Annotated in this window: 13 protein-coding genes; 3 read left to right on the forward strand and 10 right to left on the reverse strand. The window is 70.6% G+C overall.

Annotation, left to right across the window (positions count from 1 at the left end):
• Nucleotides 1-30: 30 nt before the first annotated feature.
• The 3 genes from AC07DC_RS24420 (at nucleotide 31) to AC07DC_RS24430 (ending at nucleotide 4,813) form a co-directional block, all read left to right on the forward strand.
• Entirely contained in the window at nucleotides 31-1,293 is a 1,263-nt protein-coding gene (locus tag AC07DC_RS24420; protein ID WP_478916592.1) for an HRDC domain-containing protein, read from the forward strand.
• A 176-nt stretch (nucleotides 1,294-1,469) separates the two neighbouring features.
• A complete protein-coding gene (locus tag AC07DC_RS24425) occupies nucleotides 1,470-2,690 on the forward strand; it encodes a thiolase family protein (RefSeq protein ID WP_478916593.1) in 1,221 nt (406 codons plus the stop codon).
• Nucleotides 2,687-4,813, forward strand: a complete 2,127-nt coding sequence (locus tag AC07DC_RS24430) for a 3-hydroxyacyl-CoA dehydrogenase NAD-binding domain-containing protein (RefSeq protein ID WP_478916594.1) — start codon at nucleotides 2,687-2,689, stop codon at nucleotides 4,811-4,813. The genes AC07DC_RS24425 and AC07DC_RS24430 overlap by 4 nt, the downstream gene beginning before the upstream one ends.
• Before the next feature lie 61 nt (nucleotides 4,814-4,874).
• Here the strand turns inward: AC07DC_RS24430 and AC07DC_RS24435 are convergent, their stop codons facing one another.
• The 10 genes from AC07DC_RS24435 to AC07DC_RS24480 all read right to left on the reverse strand — a co-directional run bounded on the left by AC07DC_RS24435 (nucleotide 4,875) and on the right by AC07DC_RS24480 (nucleotide 18,314).
• Entirely contained in the window at nucleotides 4,875-5,873 is a 999-nt protein-coding gene (locus tag AC07DC_RS24435) for an SPFH domain-containing protein (RefSeq protein WP_478916595.1), read from the reverse strand.
• Nucleotides 5,870-7,174: a peptidoglycan-binding protein gene (locus tag AC07DC_RS24440; protein WP_478916596.1), complete on the reverse strand. Its 1,305-nt coding sequence runs from the start codon at nucleotides 7,172-7,174 to the stop codon at nucleotides 5,870-5,872. The genes AC07DC_RS24435 and AC07DC_RS24440 overlap by 4 nt, the downstream gene beginning before the upstream one ends.
• A gap of 127 nt (nucleotides 7,175-7,301) precedes the next feature.
• Complete coding sequence (locus AC07DC_RS24445; protein ID WP_478916597.1) at nucleotides 7,302-8,108, reverse strand: DsbA family protein; 807 nt, start codon at nucleotides 8,106-8,108, stop codon at nucleotides 7,302-7,304.
• Nucleotides 8,109-8,168: 60 nt separating this feature from the next.
• Complete coding sequence (locus AC07DC_RS24450; RefSeq protein ID WP_478916598.1) at nucleotides 8,169-9,743, reverse strand: glycosyltransferase family 39 protein; 1,575 nt, start codon at nucleotides 9,741-9,743, stop codon at nucleotides 8,169-8,171.
• 20 nt (nucleotides 9,744-9,763) lie between these two features.
• Nucleotides 9,764-11,197 (reverse strand): amino acid permease, encoded by a 1,434-nt coding sequence (locus tag AC07DC_RS24455; RefSeq protein ID WP_478916777.1) that lies wholly within the window; start codon nucleotides 11,195-11,197, stop codon nucleotides 9,764-9,766.
• 255 nt (nucleotides 11,198-11,452) lie between these two features.
• Complete coding sequence (gene dxs, locus AC07DC_RS24460) at nucleotides 11,453-13,390, reverse strand: 1-deoxy-D-xylulose-5-phosphate synthase (protein ID WP_478916599.1); 1,938 nt, start codon at nucleotides 13,388-13,390, stop codon at nucleotides 11,453-11,455.
• Nucleotides 13,391-13,586: 196 nt separating this feature from the next.
• Nucleotides 13,587-14,879 (reverse strand): sugar ABC transporter permease, encoded by a 1,293-nt coding sequence (locus AC07DC_RS24465; protein ID WP_478916600.1) that lies wholly within the window; start codon nucleotides 14,877-14,879, stop codon nucleotides 13,587-13,589.
• Nucleotides 14,876-15,664 (reverse strand): ATP-binding cassette domain-containing protein, encoded by a 789-nt coding sequence (locus tag AC07DC_RS24470; protein WP_478916601.1) that lies wholly within the window; start codon nucleotides 15,662-15,664, stop codon nucleotides 14,876-14,878. The genes AC07DC_RS24465 and AC07DC_RS24470 overlap by 4 nt, the downstream gene beginning before the upstream one ends.
• A gap of 214 nt (nucleotides 15,665-15,878) precedes the next feature.
• Nucleotides 15,879-16,961: a sugar ABC transporter substrate-binding protein gene (locus AC07DC_RS24475; RefSeq protein ID WP_478916602.1), complete on the reverse strand. Its 1,083-nt coding sequence runs from the start codon at nucleotides 16,959-16,961 to the stop codon at nucleotides 15,879-15,881.
• 138 nt (nucleotides 16,962-17,099) lie between these two features.
• Complete coding sequence (locus tag AC07DC_RS24480) at nucleotides 17,100-18,314, reverse strand: ROK family transcriptional regulator (protein WP_138354276.1); 1,215 nt, start codon at nucleotides 18,312-18,314, stop codon at nucleotides 17,100-17,102.
• Between the last annotated feature and the right edge of the window lie 100 nt (nucleotides 18,315-18,414).

Consider the following 18,414-nt stretch of genomic DNA (forward strand, 5'->3'; position numbering starts at 1 on the left):
GCGTTCGCGATACACGGATACCCTTAGGGGGTGACCGACGCCCGAGAGACCGCAACAGAGGCTGCCCCGGCGCCGGTCCCGCTGCTGGACCCGCGCGAGGGAATCCCGCCGGTGACCGCCAGCCCGGAGGCCCTCGCAGACATCGTCGCGGCATTCGCCGCGGGCTCCGGTCCGGTCGCCGTCGATGCCGAGCGCGCGTCCGGATACCGCTACGGACAGCGGGCCTATCTGGTCCAGCTGCGCCGTACGGGAGCCGGGACCGCGCTGATCGACCCGGTCGGCTGCCCCGACCTGTCCACCCTGGGCGCTGCCCTCACCGACACCGAATGGGTGCTGCACGCCGCCACCCAGGACCTTCCGTGTCTCGACGAGATCGGTATGCGGCCCAAGAGCCTGTTCGACACCGAGCTGGCCGGCCGGCTCGCGGGCTTCCCCCGCGTCGGGCTGGGCGCCATGGTCGAGAACGTCCTGGGGTTCGCCCTGGAGAAGGGGCACTCGGCCGTCGACTGGTCCACCCGCCCGCTCCCCGAACCCTGGCTGCGGTACGCCGCGCTCGATGTCGAGCTGCTGGTCGACCTGCGGGACGCGCTCGAGGAGGAACTGCGCGAGCAGGGCAAGCTGGACTGGGCGCTGCAGGAGTTCGCGGCCATCGCCGCCGCTCCGCCGCCCGCTCCCCGGGTCGACCCGTGGCGGCGTACGTCGGGCATGCACAAGGTCCGCCGCCGCCGGCAGATCGGCGTGGTGCGCGAGCTGTGGAACGCCCGCGACCAGGCCGCCCAGGAACGGGACATCTCGCCGGGCCGGATCCTCACCGACGCCGCGATCGTCACCGCGGCCCTGGAGGGCCCGCCGAACGTGACGGTGCTCGCGACGCTGCCCGGTTTCGGGCACCGGATGGGCCGCCGCCAGCTCGACCAGTGGCAGGCCGCCATCGACCGGGCCCGCGCCCTGCCGGAGCGGGAGCTGCCGCAGCCGGGACCGGCGTACGTCGGTCCCCCGCCGCCGCGCGCCTGGGCCGACAAGGACCCGGTGGCGGCGGCCAGGCTGTCCGCCGCGCGGGCCGCGGTGAGCAAGCTCGCCGAGGAGCTGAACCTCCCGCAGGAGAACCTGATCACCCCGGACACGGTGCGCCGGCTGTGCTGGGACCCGCCGGCCGAGGCCACCACCGAGGAGGTCGCGGCGGTGCTGACCGGCCACGGCGCGCGCCCCTGGCAGGTCGGGCTGACCGCGCCGATCCTGACGACGGCCCTCGCCGCCCAGGCACCGGCGGTCCCCGAGGCCCCCGCGCCGTAGGGCCTGTCCGGTTCGGCGCCCCCGCGGAATCCGGCCGGGAGCGGCCCTCGTCGTATGTGACGTTCGCCGCTCCGGGCAGGGGGACTGTCCCCGTTGGTTACTGGCTAGTAGCATGGGTGTCGTAGCCGCAGCCTCGCGCCCAGTGGCAGCGAATCCGCATCTGGAGGAGAGCCAACGTGCCTCGTACCGCTAGGGACGTCGTCTTTGTCGACGGCGTCCGCACCCCGTTCGGCAAGGCGGGCCCGAAGGGCATTTACCACGAGACCCGTGCCGACGATCTCGTGATCAAGTGCATCCGGGAGCTGCTGCGGCGCAACCCGGAACTGCCCGCCGAGCGGATCGACGAGGTGGCTCTCGCCGCCACCACGCAGATCGGCGACCAGGGTCTGACCCTCGGCCGCACCGCCGGCATCCTGGCCGGCCTGCCGGTCACGGTCCCGGGTTACTCGATCGACCGCATGTGTGCCGGCGCGATGACCGCGGTGACCGCGGTCGCCGGCGGCATCGCCTTCGGCGCGTACGACGTCGCCGTGGCCGGCGGTGTCGAGCACATGGGCCGCCACCCGATGGGTGAGGGCGTGGACCCGAACCCGCGCTTCGTCTCGGAGAAGCTGGTCGACGAGTCCGCCCTCTTCATGGGGATGACGGCCGAGAACCTGCACGACCGCTACCCGGCCATCACCAAGCAGCGCGTCGACGAGTACGCCGTGCGCAGCCAGGAGAAGGCCGCCAAGGCGTACGCCAACGGCAAGATCCAGCAGGACCTGGTGCCGGTCTCCATCCGCAACAACAACCCCGAGGCCGGCGAGACCGGCTGGGGTCTGGCGACCGCGGACGAGCCGATGCGCCCGGGCACGACTCTGGCGAACCTGGCCGGCCTCAAGACGCCGTTCCGCGCCCACGGCCGGGTCACCGCGGGTAACGCGGCGGGCCTCAACGACGGCGCGACCGCGTCGCTGATCGCCGCCGAGGACGTCGCCGTCGAGCTGGGCCTGCCGGTCCGGATGCGTCTGGTCTCCTACTCCTTCGTGGGTGTCGAGCCCGAGGTCATGGGCATCGGCCCGGTCCCGGCGACCGAGAAGGCGCTGGCGCAGGCCGGTCTGACCATCGACGACATCGGCCTCTTCGAGGCCAACGAGGCGTTCGCCGTCCAGGTGCTCGCCTTCCTCGACCACTTCGGCATCGCGGACGACGACCCGCGTGTCAACCAGTACGGCGGCGCGATCGCGTTCGGCCACCCGCTGGCCTCCTCCGGCGTCCGGCTGATGACGCAGCTGGCCCGCCAGTTCGAGGAGCAGCCGCACGTCCGCTACGGCCTGACGACCATGTGCGTCGGCTTCGGCATGGGCGGAACGGTCATCTGGGAGAACCCGCACTTCGACGGAGGCAGCAAGTGACATCCACCGCCGAGCTTTTGAAGGGTGCGGCCGAGCTGTTCCCCGACGAGGTCGTAACGAACGCGCACGTGCGCCACCTCGACCTTCCGGGCGCCGGACGCTTCGCACTCATCACGCTGGACAACGGCCTGGACCACACCAAGCCGACCACCTTCGGCCCGCAGTCGCTGGCCAACCTCGACGCGGCGATCGACCAGGTCGAGGCCGAGGCCGCCGCCGGCACGATCACCGGTATCGGTGTCACCGGCAAGCCGTTCATCTTCGCGGTCGGCGCCGACCTCAAGGGCGTCGAGCTGCTGAAGCGGCACGAGGACGCGCTCGCCATCGGCAAGGGCGGCCACGAGGTCTTCAAGCGGCTCTCGCACCTCGCGGTCCCGACCTTCGCCTACTACAACGGCGCGGCGATGGGCGGCGGCGTCGAGGTCGGCCTGCACTGCGCCTACCGCACCGTCTCCGCGGCGCTGCCGGCGTTCTCGCTCCCCGAGGTCTTCCTCGGTCTCGTCCCCGGCTGGGGCGGCTGCACGCTGCTGCCGAACCTGATCGGTGCGGACCGCGCGGTGACCGTCGTCATCGAGAACTCGCTGAACCAGAACCGCCAGCTCAAGGGCGCGCAGGTCTTCGAACTCGGCATCGCGGACGCGCTGTTCGAGGGTGCGGACTTCCTGGAGCAGTCGCTGCTGTGGACCGCCGCGGTACTGCGCGGCGAGATCGTCGTGGAGCGCCCCGAGATCGACCGCGGTGCGGCCTGGGACCAGGCCGTCGAGCGCGGCAAGGGCATCGCCGACTCCAAGGTGCACGGCGCCGCCCCGGCCGCCTACCGCGCGCTGGAGATCATCGCCAATGCCAAGGACGGCGACCTGCAGGCGGGCTTCGACGCCGAGGACACCGCCCTGGCGGACCTCATCATGGGCGGCGAGCTGCGCAGCGGCATCTACGCCTTCAACCTGGTGCAGAAGCGCGCCAAGCGCCCGGCCGGTGCGCCGGACAAGAAGCTGGCCCGCCCGGTCACCAAGGTCGGCGTCGTCGGCGCGGGCCTGATGGCCTCGCAGCTGGCGCTGCTCTTCGCCCGCCGCCTGGAGGTGCCGGTCGTGCTGACCGACATCGACCAGGAGCGCATCGACAAGGGCGTGGGCTACGTCCACGGCGAGATCGACAAGCTGCTCGGCAAGCGCCGCATCAAGCAGGACCAGGCCAACCGCCTCAAGGCGCTGGTGACCGGTTCGCTCGACAAGGCCGCCGGTTTCGGTGACGCGGACTTCATCATCGAGGCCGTCTTCGAGGAGATGGGCGTCAAGCAGCAGGTGTTCGCGGAGGTCGAGGCGGTCGCCCCGGCGCACGCGATCCTCGCCACCAACACCTCCTCGCTCTCCGTCACCGAGATGGCGTCGAAGCTGAAGAACCCCGAGCGGGTCGTCGGCTTCCACTTCTTCAACCCGGTCGCGATCCTCCCGCTGCTGGAGATCGTGCGCGGCGAGTCGACGGACGACGCCTCGCTGGCCACCGCGTTCGCGGTCGCCAAGAAGCTCAAGAAGACCGCCGTGCTCTGCAAGGACGCCCCGGCGTTCGTGGTGAACCGGATCCTCACCCGCTTCATGGGCGAGATCCAGAACATCATCGACGAGGGCACCCCGGTGGCCGTCGCGGAGAAGGGCATCGAGCCGCTCGGCCTGCCGATGTCCCCGCTGGTCCTCCTGGAGCTGGTCGGCCCGGCCATCGGCCTGCATGTCTCCGAGACCCTCAACCGGGCGTTCCCCGACCGGTTCACCGTCTCGCAGAACCTGGCCGCGGTGGTCAAGGCCGGCAAGCGCGGCTTCTACGTCTACGACTCCGGCAAGCCGGAGCTGGACCCCGAGGTCGCCGCGCTGCTGGTGCAGGGCGACTCGGTGCTCACCGAGGAGCAGGTTCGCGCACGGGTGCTGGACGCCGTGGCGCAGGAGATCGGCCTCATGCTCGACGAGGGCGTCGTCGCCGAGGCGCAGGACATCGACCTGTGCCTGATCACCGGCGCCGGCTGGCCCTTCCACCTGGGCGGGATCACCCCGTACCTGGACCGTGAGGGTGTCTCGCAGCGGGTGAACGGCAAGCCGTTCCTCGCCCCGGGCGTCGCGAGCGTCCCGGCGTAACGCCGCAAGTGGTGCCCTCGTCCGGGTCCTGACCGCAGCTGGTCAGGACCCGGACGGGGGCCTATTTTCTTGGCACCTCGACGACCGGGCCGCGGGCCGTGTAGAAGGCCACGGTCAAATCCCTGACCAGCGACTTCCGCTCGTAGTCGTCGAGCTGGACCAGCCCGCGGTCGGTCAGACCGCGCACCGTCTCGGCAACCGCCGCGAGCACGTCGTCGAGCACCGCGCGGCGGTGCCGGGCGTCGAGCGCGGTGACCTGGGCGCGCCGCATCGCGGCGGCCACCTCGGGCGCGTACTCCAGGCGCACGGGCTGCGCCGAGAAGACCTCGACGCCGACCGGGCGCATTTCGGCGGCGAGCAGCCGGGTGAGCTGGTCGCCGAGGCGTTCGGAGTCCCGCAGGGTGGGCCCGGAGCCGCGGAAGTCGTCGGCGGGCAGCCGGGAAACGGCGCGGGCGACCGCGCTCTCCACCTGTTCGCGCAGGTAGCGCGCGTGATCGTCGATGGCGAAGGCAGCCCGTGCGGTGTCCCGGACCCGCCAGACGATCAGGACGCTGGCGTGCAGCGGGGTGCCGTCCGCGTCGACCGTCTCGATGGCGCGGCTGCGCCAGTGGCGCAGGCTGACGTCCATCCGGCGGCGGCCGAGCAGCGGGCTGATCCACAGCAGGCCGGTCTCCCGGACGCTGCCCTGGTAGGCACCGTGCCGGGTCAGCACCCAGACGTTGCCGGGACGGCCCCGGGTGAGGCCGCCGGCGGCGAACGCGGCCAGCGCGCCGAGCAGCAGCACCGCACCCCACAGACCGGTCAGGTCGCGGGGTTCCGGCGCCTCGGGCAGCACGGTGTGGCCGGCGAGTTGCCCGGGCAGCACGCCCGTCCGCCACAGCAGCCAGCTGCCGGCGACCGCCGCGGCCAGCCCGGTGAGCGCCGCGGTCCACCCCGGGAGGCAGCGGCCGGGGCGCTCGATGAGGTCGGAAACGGTGACAGGGGTGGCGGAAGGGATGACGGCGGGGAGGACGGCGGTGGCGGCCAGGGCCGCGTCCGCCGTGCCGGCGTGAGTCGTCACAGGAACAGTCGTCTCCAGGTCTCCGGTCCGGGATAGCCGTCCGCGTCGCGCCCGGACCAGCCCTGAGCGCGCTGGAACGCCTCCACGGCGCGGCGGTCGGCCTCGCCCCAGGTACGGCTGGGGCCCACGCTGTAGCTCTTGCCGAAGCCCTTGGCGACGAGGCGCCTGCCGAGGGTCAGCACGGAGTCGTTGGACTGTCCGGGGCGGAAGGAACCGGTGCCCGGCCAGCGGGGTGCCGTGGCGCCGCCGACGGGCCGCTTCGTGGGGGTGCGGGCGGCGATGTCCTTGCCCGTGCCCTGTATCAGGTACCCCCAGGTGGTGGGTCCCGGCAGGCCGTCGGCGTCGCTGCCGGACCAGCCCTGGGCGCGCTGGAAGGCGCTGGTGGCGCTGCGGTCGGACTCGGACCAGAGCGGGCCGGGGCCGACCATGTAGTAGGACCTGGCGCCGCGGCTGACGAGCAGGGTGCCCAGCCGGGTGACATTGGCGTTGTTCGCACCGGGCCCGAAGGCGGCGGCGCCGGGATAGGCGTCGCTCCTCGTCGGGCCGGGGGTCCTGGGTGTGCCGGGAGTCCCCGGTGTGCCGGTCGTCCCCGTGCCTCCCGGCTCGGGGCTGCCGGTGCCCGTCACCAGGTACTTGTACCGGTAGGCGAGGTACTTGTCGGAGTTGGTCCAGTACGCCATCGGCGTCGTCTGGGCGCGGGTGTGCGGCTGGGTCTGCTCCAGCGCGGTGTACACGCTGTGCCCGGAGTCGGCCCAGCCGTCGAAGATGACGCCGTGCGAGCCCTTCTCCGGGTTGGCCTGGTTGTGGAAGAGCAGGATGTCGCCGGGGAGCAGGTCGTCCCGGTCGATCCGCGTCGCGTAGTCCGGCAGGCTGCCGGTCCACGCGCTGGTGTCGAGGCCCCAGGCCATGGAGATGAAGCCCGAGCAGTCCTGGCGGTAGCCGTCCGACCAGTACGCGGACAGGCTGTACGGCACCTCGGCGTCCACCCACCGCTGGGCCCGGACCAGGATCTGGTCCCGCGTCAGGCGCAGCGGAGCCCGGGCCGGCGCCGCGAGCAGGGCGTGGCCGAGCGTGGAACCGGTGGCGGCGGTCGGGGCGGTGGCCGCGGCGGCCGCGCCCGCTCCGCCGCCGACGGCCGTGCCGGCGGCGGCCGCCATGACGATCACGCGGGTGGCCGCGGTGGTGGTCGTCCCGGCGGTGCCGGTGGCGCGCGCCACCGAGTCGCTGAGACGTTGTCGCGCGCACTCCTCGCAGACACAGCCGGAGAGCGGTTCGACCTCATCGAACAACGGTATGGACATGCGCACACTCCTCCGTGATCGGGCGTCACATGCCTTCAATACCCGATTTCGCCCAAAAGTTGACGAAAAGTCGGATACATCTCGGCCAAGTGATGACACACCCGGTCACGGAGGGGTGGAACAGGGTTCAGCTCGCGAGGCTCGGCTGCCCGGAGGGGACGGTCTCCTCGGACACCTGCTTGGCCTCCTTCTCCACCATCGACTGCAGCTTGAACGGCGTCAGCGACGTCTGGACGTCCGGCACCGTCTCGCCGTTGATCTGGACGACCGGCACCTCGCCGTAGCCGCCTGACACGAAGTCAGACTCGGACTTCGCGACCCAGCCCTCGTGGTCGTTGTCCTTCATGCACGGTACGAACTTGCCCTCGTCGATCTTCCCGGCCTTCTGGGACAGCTCCTTCAGCAGCTTCTGGCTGCCCAGCGCGTCGTCCTGCGGATCCGGCTGCCGGTCCCAGACCTGCTTCACGAACTGCGTGAACCGACCCTGGTCCTGGGCGCACGCGGCCGCGTTGGCGGCGGCCCGGGAACCGTTGCCGCCCAGCTGCGTGTCGGTGTGGGTGACCAGCCGGTACTCGATCTGCACCTGCCCGGTCGCCAGCAGCTTCGTGAAGGCGTCCGCGTACTGCTCGGCGAAGGCCTTGGACTGCGGGCTGCGCAGGTCCTCGTAGACGGTCAGGGTCACCGGGATGCTCGGCTTCACCGGAACCGCCAGCTTCGCCTGGCCCTCCGGGCCCGCGGCGTTCGCGGGCGGCTTCACCTTGTCCGCCTTCGCGCCGCGCACATGCGCGCCGATGGCCGCGGACGCCCCGAACACCACCACGAGCACCACAATGCCCGCGGCATAGGGCCGCCAGCGCTGCAGAAGACTCTTACGGGGCGCCGCCCCGGAGTCCGCCGTGTCGTTCTGGTTCTTGAGTCCCTTGGACTCCGTCATGAAATACCGCCACCTCGATCAGCGTGCTCTGCTACGTCGCCTGTATACCACCGGGACGTGTCAGGACCGGCCGGGGGGCCTGGCGGCGGCCTGCACCGGGGCCGTCGTCCTGGCGTAGAGCACCGCGCCCCCGACGGTGTCCACGGGCCGGTATCCGGCGTCCAGCAGCCGCTTCAGGGAGGGCGTCAGGGCGGGGGCGTACGGCGCTCCGCGCGAGTCGTCGACGATCAGGTCGGCCGGGCGCCGCGCCGCCTCCTCGCCGAAGGTGCGCCAGGCGCCGGGGACCGCGTACTCCTCCCCCACCCGGGCGCCGCCGCGGCCGCCGCTGAAGTTCGTCAGGAAGCCGGCGGTCAGATAGCGGCTGGCGGGGGCCCTGCCGGAGAGCCAGTACTGCTCAGGGTGCATGCCCCAGACCAGGACGGTGTCCTCGGGGCCGGTAAGGGCCCGTACGGCCGCGGCGACGGCGTCGGAGTGGTCCAGCTCAGTACGCGGCGCGGTCAGGCCCCAGACGGCGAACGCGGCGCTCGAGAGCACCGTCCAGACGGTCGCCGCGGGCCACCAGCGCGGCAGCCCGCGCAGCGCGCCGACACCGACGAGCACCAGCGGCGGGATCAGCTGCAGGAAGTAGTGGCCGTAGAACTGGAAGCCGAAGACGACGCCGAGCGCCGAGGCGCCCAGCCAGACCCACAGGTCGGCGGGAATCCGTTCGGCGCCGCCCCGGCGCGCCAGCGCGAAGATCATGGGGACGACGAAGGCCGCCCCCGCAGCGGCCAGTATTCCGGCGTTCCCCAGGCCCCGGCCCAGCGCCACGCCCCAGGCGCCGGACGCGGAGGCGTACGACCCGGAGCCGGTGACCGTCCAGAACAGGAACCGCGACGGGCCGGTGAACAGCGCGACGGCCGCCACCGGCAGGGCGCAACCGGCGAGCAGCCGCAGGACGGCGACCCGGCCGGCCTGGTCGCCCGCGGAAGGTGCCCGCCCGGCGCTCCACAGCATCCACAGCACGGGCAGCAGCGCCGCGCCGCCGGTCTGCTTGGTCAGCGCCGCCCCCGCGACGGCCAGGCCCGCCAAGGCCCAGCGGCGGCGGTCCGCCGCCCAGAAGGCCAGTACGGTCCACGGCAGCATGAACACGCCGAAGGAGGCGGCCTGGGTGTCCTCGGGGGCCAGGCCGATGGAGAGCAGCAGGCAGCCGGCGCCCGCGGCGACGCCCGCCCGGTCCCCCCAGCGGCGGCGGGCGACGGAGGCGAGCAGCAGGGCGGCGGCGAGCTGCGCCACGACGGCGGCGGCACGCAGCGGCCACAGCGAGCTGTCGCCGAAGACCGCGAACAGCCCCTCGTAGAGCCACGGCAGCAGCGGCGGCTTGCGGTCCACGACGGTGTCGTAGAGGACTCCCCCGTGGGCGAGCATCCGGGCCTGCACGGCGAGGTAGCCCTCGTCGGGGTTCCAGACCGGGCGCAGGAACGACGGAAGGCGCACGAGGGTGGCGAGCACGGCCAACACCGGTGCCAGCCGCAGCCAGTAGCGGTCCGGCGGCCGGAGCCGGCGGGCACGACGGCGAGCGCCCCCGCCGTCCTCCTCGCACGGGGCGGGGAGTGCGGCGAGGGCGTCGCTCGTGGTCTTCGGGGCCGGAGGCACGACTGCCAACGTACCGGTCGTCAGGCGCCCTTGTTCATGCGGCTGTGGCTGCGGCCGTACAGGAAGTAGACGACGACGCCGACCACCATCCACACCCCGAACCGCACCCAGGTCTCGCTCGGCAGGTTCAGCATCAGCCACAGCGAGGCGGCCACCGAGGCGATCGGCAGCACGGGCACCCAGGGAGTGCGGAAGGAGCGCGGCAGGTCGGGCCGGGTGCGGCGCAGGATGATGACGCCGACGGCGACGAGGACGAAGGCGAAGAGGGTGCCGATGTTCACCAGCGCCGCCAGCTCCGAGATGCTGGTGAAGCCCGCGATCACGGCGATCAGCACGCCCAGGAGGATCGTCGAGCGGTACGGCGTGCGGAACTGCGGGTGGACCCTGGAGAAGAACCGGGGAATGAGCCCGTCGCGGCTCATCGCGAAGAAGACCCGGGTCTGGCCGAGCAGCAGGATCATGCAGACCGTGGTGAGACCGACCGCGGCCCCGAAGCTGATGACGCCCGCGTACCAGGGGTGTCCGGTCGCCTTGAAGGCGTCCGCGAGCGGCGCGTCCACCGACAGTTCGGTGTACTTCTGCATGCCGGTGACGACGACCGACACCGCGACGTAGAGCGCCGTGCAGATGAAGAGCGAGCCGAGGATGCCGCGCGGCATGTCCCGCTGTGGGTTCTTGGTCTCCTCGGCCGCGGTCGCCACGATGTCGAAGCCGATGAAGGCGAAGAAGACGACGGCCGCCGCGGTGAAGATGCCCTGGACGCCGAAGCTCGTCGGCGCGTAGCCGAACATCACCTGGATGAGCGGTGCGTTCAAACCGGATTCCTTGGTGGAACCCGTCGCGTGCGGGATGAAGGGCTTGTAGTTCTCGGTCTTGATGAAGAACGCGCCGGCGATGATGACCAGCAGCACCACGGCCAGCTTGATCGCGACGACAACCGACGTGACCCGCGCGGAGAGCTTCATACCGAGGACGAGCACCCCGGTCAGCAGCAGCACCAGCAGGAACGCGAGAAGGTCGAAGCCGAACCCGTCCGCGTCACTGGTGCCGGACAGGGCCTGCGGCAGATGCCAGCCCGCGTTGTCCATCAGCGACCGCACGTAGCCGGACCAGCCGACCGCGACCACCGCGGTGCCGAGCGCGAACTCCAGCACCAGGTCCCAGCCGATGATCCACGCCGGGAGCTCGCCGAGGGTGGCGAAGGAGAACGTGTACGCGGACCCCGCGACCGGCACCGTGGACGCCAGTTCGGCGTAGCAGATGGCCGCGAGCCCGCACACCACGCCGGCCGCGACGAAGGCGAGGGCGACCGCGGGCCCCGCGTTGTTCTTCGCCACCGTGCCGGTGAGCACGAAGATGCCGGTGCCGATGATGACGCCGACCCCGAAGACGGTGAGGTCCAGGGCCGACAGCGACCGCTTGAGCGCGTGCTCGGGCTCCTCGGTGTCCCGCATGGACTGCTCGACGGACTTGGTCCGGAAGAGCCCGTTCTGATTCCTGCCCGCCGAGGGGGGCGGGTTGTCCTGCGTACTCGTGCTCACCGGCGCGCCTCCTGTTCGTCCTGCCGACAGGTTGGGGGGCGTCGGCAGTCGCTACTCCACTCCGAAGGTTCGCTTCACCCGAATAGGCGCGCCTATGCCTACGCCGATGGGTGAGGGGGTCCACCCGGATGGGTGGACCCCCTCACCGACAACCGCGCGGAACGGGCCTCAGTCGCTGACCGCCGCCGGCTCGGCCGATCCGACGCTCTCGCCGTACCGGCCGTCGATCGTCGCGACCAGACCGGTGACCTGGCGTGCGATGTCGGGCGCGGTCAGACCGATCTCGGCCATGACCTCCTTGCGGGAGGCGTGGTCGAGGAACTGCTGCGGGATGCCGAAGTCGCGCAGCGGTACGTCCACGTCCGCATCGCGCAGTGCCTGCGAGATCGCGGAGCCGACGCCGCCGACCCGGCAGTTGTCCTCGACGGTGACCACGACGCGGTGTCCGGCCGCGAGTGCCGGCAGTGCCGCGTCGACCGGCTTGACCCAGCGCGGGTCGACGACAGTGGTGGTGATGCCCTGGGCGTCGAGCAGGTCGGCGATCTCCAGGCACATCGGGGCGAGGGCGCCGACCGAGACCAGGAGCACGTCGGGGCGCTCAAAAGCCTCGTCGGGGGTCGCCTTACGGAGCACGTCCATGCCGCCGATCCGGCCGACGGCCTTGACCGCCGGGCCGACCGCGCCCTTGGAGTACCGGACGACGGTGGGCGCGTCGTCGACCTCGACGGCCTCGCGCAGCTGGGCGCGGACCTGGTCGGCGTCGCGCGGCGCGGCGATCCGCAGACCGGGGACGACCTGGAGGATCGACATGTCCCACATGCCGTTGTGCGAGGCGCCGTCGGTGCCGGTGACACCGGCCCGGTCGAGCACGAAGGTGACGCCGCACTTGTGCAGCGCCACATCCATCAGCACCTGGTCGAAGGCCCGGTTCAGGAACGTCGCGTACACGGCGAAGACCGGGTGCAGGCCGCCGGTGGCCAGGCCCGCCGCCGAGACGGCGGCGTGCTGCTCGGCGATGCCGACGTCGTAGACCCGGTTCGGGAAGACCTTCGCGAACTTGTCCAGGCCGACCGGCTGCAGCATCGCGGCGGTGATCGCGACGATGTCCTCGCGCTCGCGGCCGAGCTTGACCATCTCCTCGCCGAAGACCGAGGTCCAGTCGGCGCCGGAGGCGGCGATCGGCAGGCCGGTGTCCGGGTGGATGGGCCCGATGCCGTGGAAGCGGTCCGCCTCGTCCTGCTCGGCCGGGCGGTAGCCGCGGCCCTTCTCGGTGAGGCAGTGCACGATGACGGGGCCGCCGAAGCGCTTGGCGCGCTGCAGCGCCGACTCCAGCGCGTCCACGTCATGGCCGTCGATCGGGCCGACGTACTTCAGGCCCAGGTCCTCGAACATGCCCTGCGGCGCGATGAAGTCCTTGAGTCCCTTCTTGGCGCCGTGCAGCGTCTCGTAGAGCGGCTGCCCGATGAGCGGGGTGCGCTCCAGCAGGTCCTTGGTGCGGGACAGGAAGCGCTCGTAACCGTCGGTGGTGCGCAGCGTCGCCAGGTGGTCGGCGAGCCCGCCGATCGTGGGGGCGTAGCTGCGCTCGTTGTCGTTGACGACGATGACGAGCGGGCGGTCCCGGGCGGCGGCGATGTTGTTCAGCGCCTCCCAGGCCATGCCGCCGGTCAGCGCGCCGTCACCGATGACGGCCACCACATGGTCCTGCTTGCCGAGCACCTCGTTGGCCTTGGCGAGGCCGTCGGCCCAGCCGAGCACCGTCGAGGCGTGGCTGTTCTCGATGACGTCGTGCTCCGACTCGGCGCGCGAGGGGTAGCCGGAGAGGCCGCCCTTGCTCTTGAGCTTGGAGAAGTCCTGCCGCCCGGTGAGCAGCTTGTGCACGTAGGACTGGTGCCCGGTGTCGAAGAGCACCTTGTCCCGGGGCGAGTCGAAGACGCGGTGCAGGGCGATGGTCAGCTCGACCACGCCCAGGTTGGGGCCCAGGTGTCCGCCGGTCTTGGAGACCGCGTCGACGAGGAAGGTACGGATCTCGCCCGCCAGCTCCACCAGCTGCTCCTGGCTGAGCCGGTCGAGGTCGCGCGGTCCCTTGATACGGGTCAGCAGCGCCACCCGTGCCTCCTAAAGCTGTCGAACTGGTCGATCCGTCGAGTCTAATGTTCCGCGTGCGGCGCCGTGGGGCGCCCCGTGCGACGTTTGTCACCCGCGGCCCACCCGGCAACACGAATGCCCGGTGCAGGGATGATCATCCCTGCACCGGGCCGGTGCCGCCACACCACCGTCATGCGGAGGTGTGTGCGATGGAGCGTTACGCGCGGCCGGAGGCCTTCTGCGTCTTGCGCGACAGCGAGTCGATGACCACGGCGGCGAGCAGTACGGCGCCGGTGATCATGTACTGCAGCGAGGTGTTCATGTTCAGCAGGTCGAGGCCGGTCTGGATCGACTGGATGACCAGCATGCCGAGCAGCGCGGACCAGGTGTTGCCGCGGCCGCCGAAGAGGCTGGTGCCACCGATGACCGCGGCCGCGATGGCCAGCATCAGGAGGTTGCCGGTACCGGCGGCAAGCGTCGCGGTGTAGGTCTGCGCGGCGAAGAACAGACCGCCGGCTGCCGCGAAGCCGCCGGAGATGGAGAACACCGAGATGCGGATCATGGCGACGTTGATACCGGCACGGCGGGCGGCCTCGATGCTGCCACCGACGGCGAAGATCTTGCGGCCGTACGAGGTGCGCCGCAGGATGAAGTCGGTGATCACGAGCGCCACGAGGAAGATCACCAGGGCGTTGGGCACACCCGACGCCTGGTTGAGCACATACGCGGCGACGAAGGACACCACGGCCAACGCACCGACGCGTACGGCGATCTCGATGGTCGGCCGGTACGGAACCCCGGCCTGACGGCGGCGGCGCTGCTCGACGAGCGAGCCGGCGAGCAGGGCGAGGGTGCCGAGACCCGCCAGCAGGTAAGCGCCGGCCACGTCCTGGTTCAGGAAGTAGGAGCGCTGCCCGAGCAGGTGCAGCGGGCCCTTGTCCTGGATCGAGAGGCTGCCGGTGTCGCCCAGCAGCCACAGCATCAGGCCGTTCCAGCCGAGGTTGCCGGCGAGGGTGACCACGAAGGCCGGCACACCGATCTTGGCGAAGAAGTAGCCCTGCAGCGCGCCGATGACGATACCGGTGAGGATGGCCAAGAACACGGCCAGCCAGGGGTTCATTCCGTGTGTCGTCGCCAGGATCGCGAAGACGGCGGCCGACAGACCGCTGACGGAGGCGACCGACAGGTCGATCTCACCGAGCAGCAGCACGAAGACCAGGCCGATGGCGATCATGCCGGTGGCGGCCAGGAAGTAGCTGATGTTGGCCATGTTGCCGGCGCTCAGGAACAGGCTGTCCTGGGACTGGAACACGGACCAGATGATGATCAGACCGACGATGACGGGCAGCGAGCCCAGCTCACCACCGCGAATCTTGCGCTTGAACTCGGTCAGATAGCCCTTGAGGCCCTCTTCGCGGACCAGCAGTCGCGGGTCGACGACGGGGATCGCCGCCGCGGTGGGGTCGTCGGCCGGGGGCGTGTCCTTCACGGTCTTGGACAGGTCGCTCACTTTGCCGCCTCCGTGTTGCGCGCCTGACGACGGGTCACGGCGTTCTCCGTGGCTCCGGTGATCGCCGCGATGATCTCTTCGGGACTGGTGTCCTTCACCGGGAAGGCACCGTTGTTCTTGCCCAGGCGCAGGACGGACACCGTGTCCGCCACGGCGCGCACATCGGCCATGTTGTGGCTGATGAGGATGACGGCGAGGCCGCGCTCACGCAGCCGCTCGACCAGGTCGAGGACCTGGGCGGTCTGCTCCACGCCGAGGGCGGCGGTGGGCTCGTCGAGGATGACGACCTTCGGGTCACCGATCAGTGCGCGGGCGATCGCGACGACCTGCCGCTGACCACCGGACAGACTCGCGATCGGGATACGGACGCTCGGGATGCGGATCGAGAGGGTGTCGAGCAGCTCGCGGGCGCGCTGCTCCATCGTCACCTCGTCGAGCGCGAGCCCGCGGCGCAGTTCGCGGCCGAGGTAAAGGTTGCCGACGACATCGAGGTTGTCGCACAGCGCGAGGTCCTGGTAGACGGTGGCGACGCCGAGACCCTGCGCGTCGTGCGGCCGGTTGATGCTGACCGGCCGGCCCTCCCACTCGATGACGCCTTCGTCGATCGGGTGCACACCGGCGATCGTCTTGACCAGAGTGGACTTGCCGGCACCGTTGTCGCCGACCAGCGCGACGACCTGACCGGAATGGACCTCCAGCTCGACATCGGTGAGGGCTTGCACCGCACCGAATCGCTTGGAGACTCCGCGCAACGCCAACACGGGCGTAGCGGACACGTGAATCATCTCCTTCGCCGCCTGACCGGCGGGGATGCCGCGCCCTGGGAGAGGCGCGGAAGGACGTGCATGAAGCACAGGATTGCAAAGTCAATACGTGGGAGTAAGTCCCGTGTCCCGTAAGCGTTTCCGTCCGGCGCCCCACCCCGAAGCGGGGATGGATGGTGGGGCGGGGCGCCGGACAGGCTTTTACGGGACCGAGGGCCCGGAGGGGCCCCGGGTTCTACTGAATGCCGGCCGTCTTGCAGGCGGCGGCGAATTCAGGGGTGCAGATCTGGGCAACGGTGAAGAGCTGGTCCTTGACGACCGTGTCCTTGACGTTGTCCTTGGTCACCGACACCGCGGTGAACAGCTTGGCGGGCACGGTGGTGCCGGAGCCGCTGGTCGCCGTGATGTCCGCGACGGACTTGATGTCCTCGCCGTTGAGCAGCTTGACCGCGATCTCGGCGGTCGCGTCCGCCTCGGGCTTGTACGCCTTGTAGATGTCGCTGGTCTGCGTGCCCGCGAGCAGGCGCTGGATACCGGCGAGCTCGGCGTCCTGACCGGTCAGCGGAACGTTGATGCCCGCGCCCTTGAGGGCGGTGGCGATACCGCCGGCCATGCCGTCGTTGGCGGAGTAGACACCGGCGATGTTCTTGGCGCCGAGCTGGGTGATGGCCGCCGTGACCTTCTGGTTGGCGACGGTGTCCTTCCACAGACCGCTCTGCTCGTACGCGATCTTGACCTTGCCGTCGAGCGCCTTGTGGGCACCGGCCTTGAACTGCGCGGCGTTCGGGTCGGCGTCGTCACCGTTGATCATGACAACGTTGGCAGTCGGGGTCGCCTTGGCGCCCATGGCGTCCAGGAGCGCCTGGCCCTGCAGCTCGCCGACCTTCTCGTTGTCGTACGAGACGTAGGCGGAGACCGGACCCTGGGCGAAGCGGTCGTACGCCACGACCTTGATGCCCTTGTCCACGGCCGCCTGGACGGAAGCCTTGATGCCGACCGCGTCCTGCGGGTCGAGGATCAGGACCTTGACGCCCTTGGTGATCATGCTGCTGACCTGCTGCGCCTGCTTGGCCGGGTCGCCGGCGGCGTTCGCGTACTGGATCGTGCAGTCGGAGCAGAGCGCCTTGATCTTGGCTTCGATCAGCGGGCGGTCGAACTTCTCGTAGCGCGTCGTCGCGTTCTCCGGAAGGAGCAGGCCGATCGACTTGTCCTTGCTGCTGTCGGACTTGTTGTCTCCGGCCTTGCCGCACGCGGCCACGGACAGGGCCATCGTTACCGCAAGCGAGCCGATTACGGCACGACGCATCATCGCGTTCATTTTGGGTTGCCTCCCTGACGAGGCCGCAACGCTGCGGCCGAGGTTCACGTGAGTCAACTCCGCCGTTGCCATGCCGTCAATAAGTAAACACTTAACGAGATGGCAACGGCGCGTTTCGTTAGCTGTGTGAACCCAGGGTTATGCAGGTCGTTGCGCTGAAAGGGCCGGAACCGCCGCCGGAGCATTTCCATCAAGAAGGGTCGAATCACCCATTTCGCTCAGTACCAGAGCGAGTGCTCCGAGTACTTCCGCGCGTGCGCCGAGCCCGCCGGGGACGATCGACAGCTGCCGGGCTGCGCTGGGAATGGCGTAGCGCGCCACGGACTCGCGGATCGGCGCCAGCACCAGCTCGCCGGCCTCCGCCAGATCGCCTCCGAGGACGACCCTGCTGGGGTTGAGGAGGTTGCAGAGACTGGCCACGCCCATGCCGATGTGGCGCCCCACGTCAGCGATCACCCGGCGGCAGCCGGGATCGCCCTCGCGGGCGTACTGGACCATCCGCGGCACCGTGAGATCGGCTCCGTGGCTGCTGCGCAGCAGCTCCAGGGTGTAGCGGGCGGCGGTGAAGGTCTCCAGGCAGCCGCGGTTGCCGCAGCGGCAGACCGGGCCCGACTCGTCCAGCGTGATGTGCCCTATCTCGCCTGCCGTGCCACCCGGGCCGCGGTAGATGCGACCGTCTATCACCAGCCCCGCGCCGACGCCGCTGGCGACCTTGATGTAGGCCAGGTCCCGCACCCCCCGGCCGCCGCCCCAGACCAGCTCGCCCAGCGCGCCGAGGTTGGCGTCGTTGTCCACCTTCACGGGCATGCCGAGCCGGTCGGACAGCTCCTGACGTGGGTTGATGCCGCTCCAGCCGGGCAGGATCGCGGTCGATCCGATGGCTCCGGACTCCACGTCTATCGGTCCGGGGACGCCGAGGCCGACCCCGAGCACCTTGTCCACGCCTATTCCGGTCGACTCGATCAGCTGGGCGACCAGCTGCTCGGCCCGGTCGAAGCCCTGGGACGCGGAGGCGTCCACGTCGATCGGCTCCGACTGCTCGGCCAGCACCTGGTGTGCGAGGTTCCCCACCGCGACCCGCAGGTGGGAGTGGCCGAAGTCAACGCCCACGACGATGCCGACATCGCCGGACAGCGCAACGCTGCGGGCCCGTCTTCCCCCCGAGGAGGTAGGCGTGACCTGCACTGTTCCGTTGTCCCGCAGCTCCCGGACGATATTGGAGACCGTGGCGGCGGACAGCCCGGTACTCCGGGCGATCTCCGCCTGGGTGAGCGAGCCGGCCAGCCGTACGGCGCGGACCACACGCTCAAGGTTGGCCCGGTGCAGCGATGACTGCGATCCCGGAGTCTCCACGACCATCCACTCCTGCCTCGGCAGGCGGTACAAACCGCCGCCCGAACGGACGAGGCCGCACCAGTGAGACCCCGTCGTCTACAACATGTGAACCCTAAGC

Source organism: Streptomyces sp. NPDC045021 (genome assembly GCF_056432645.1).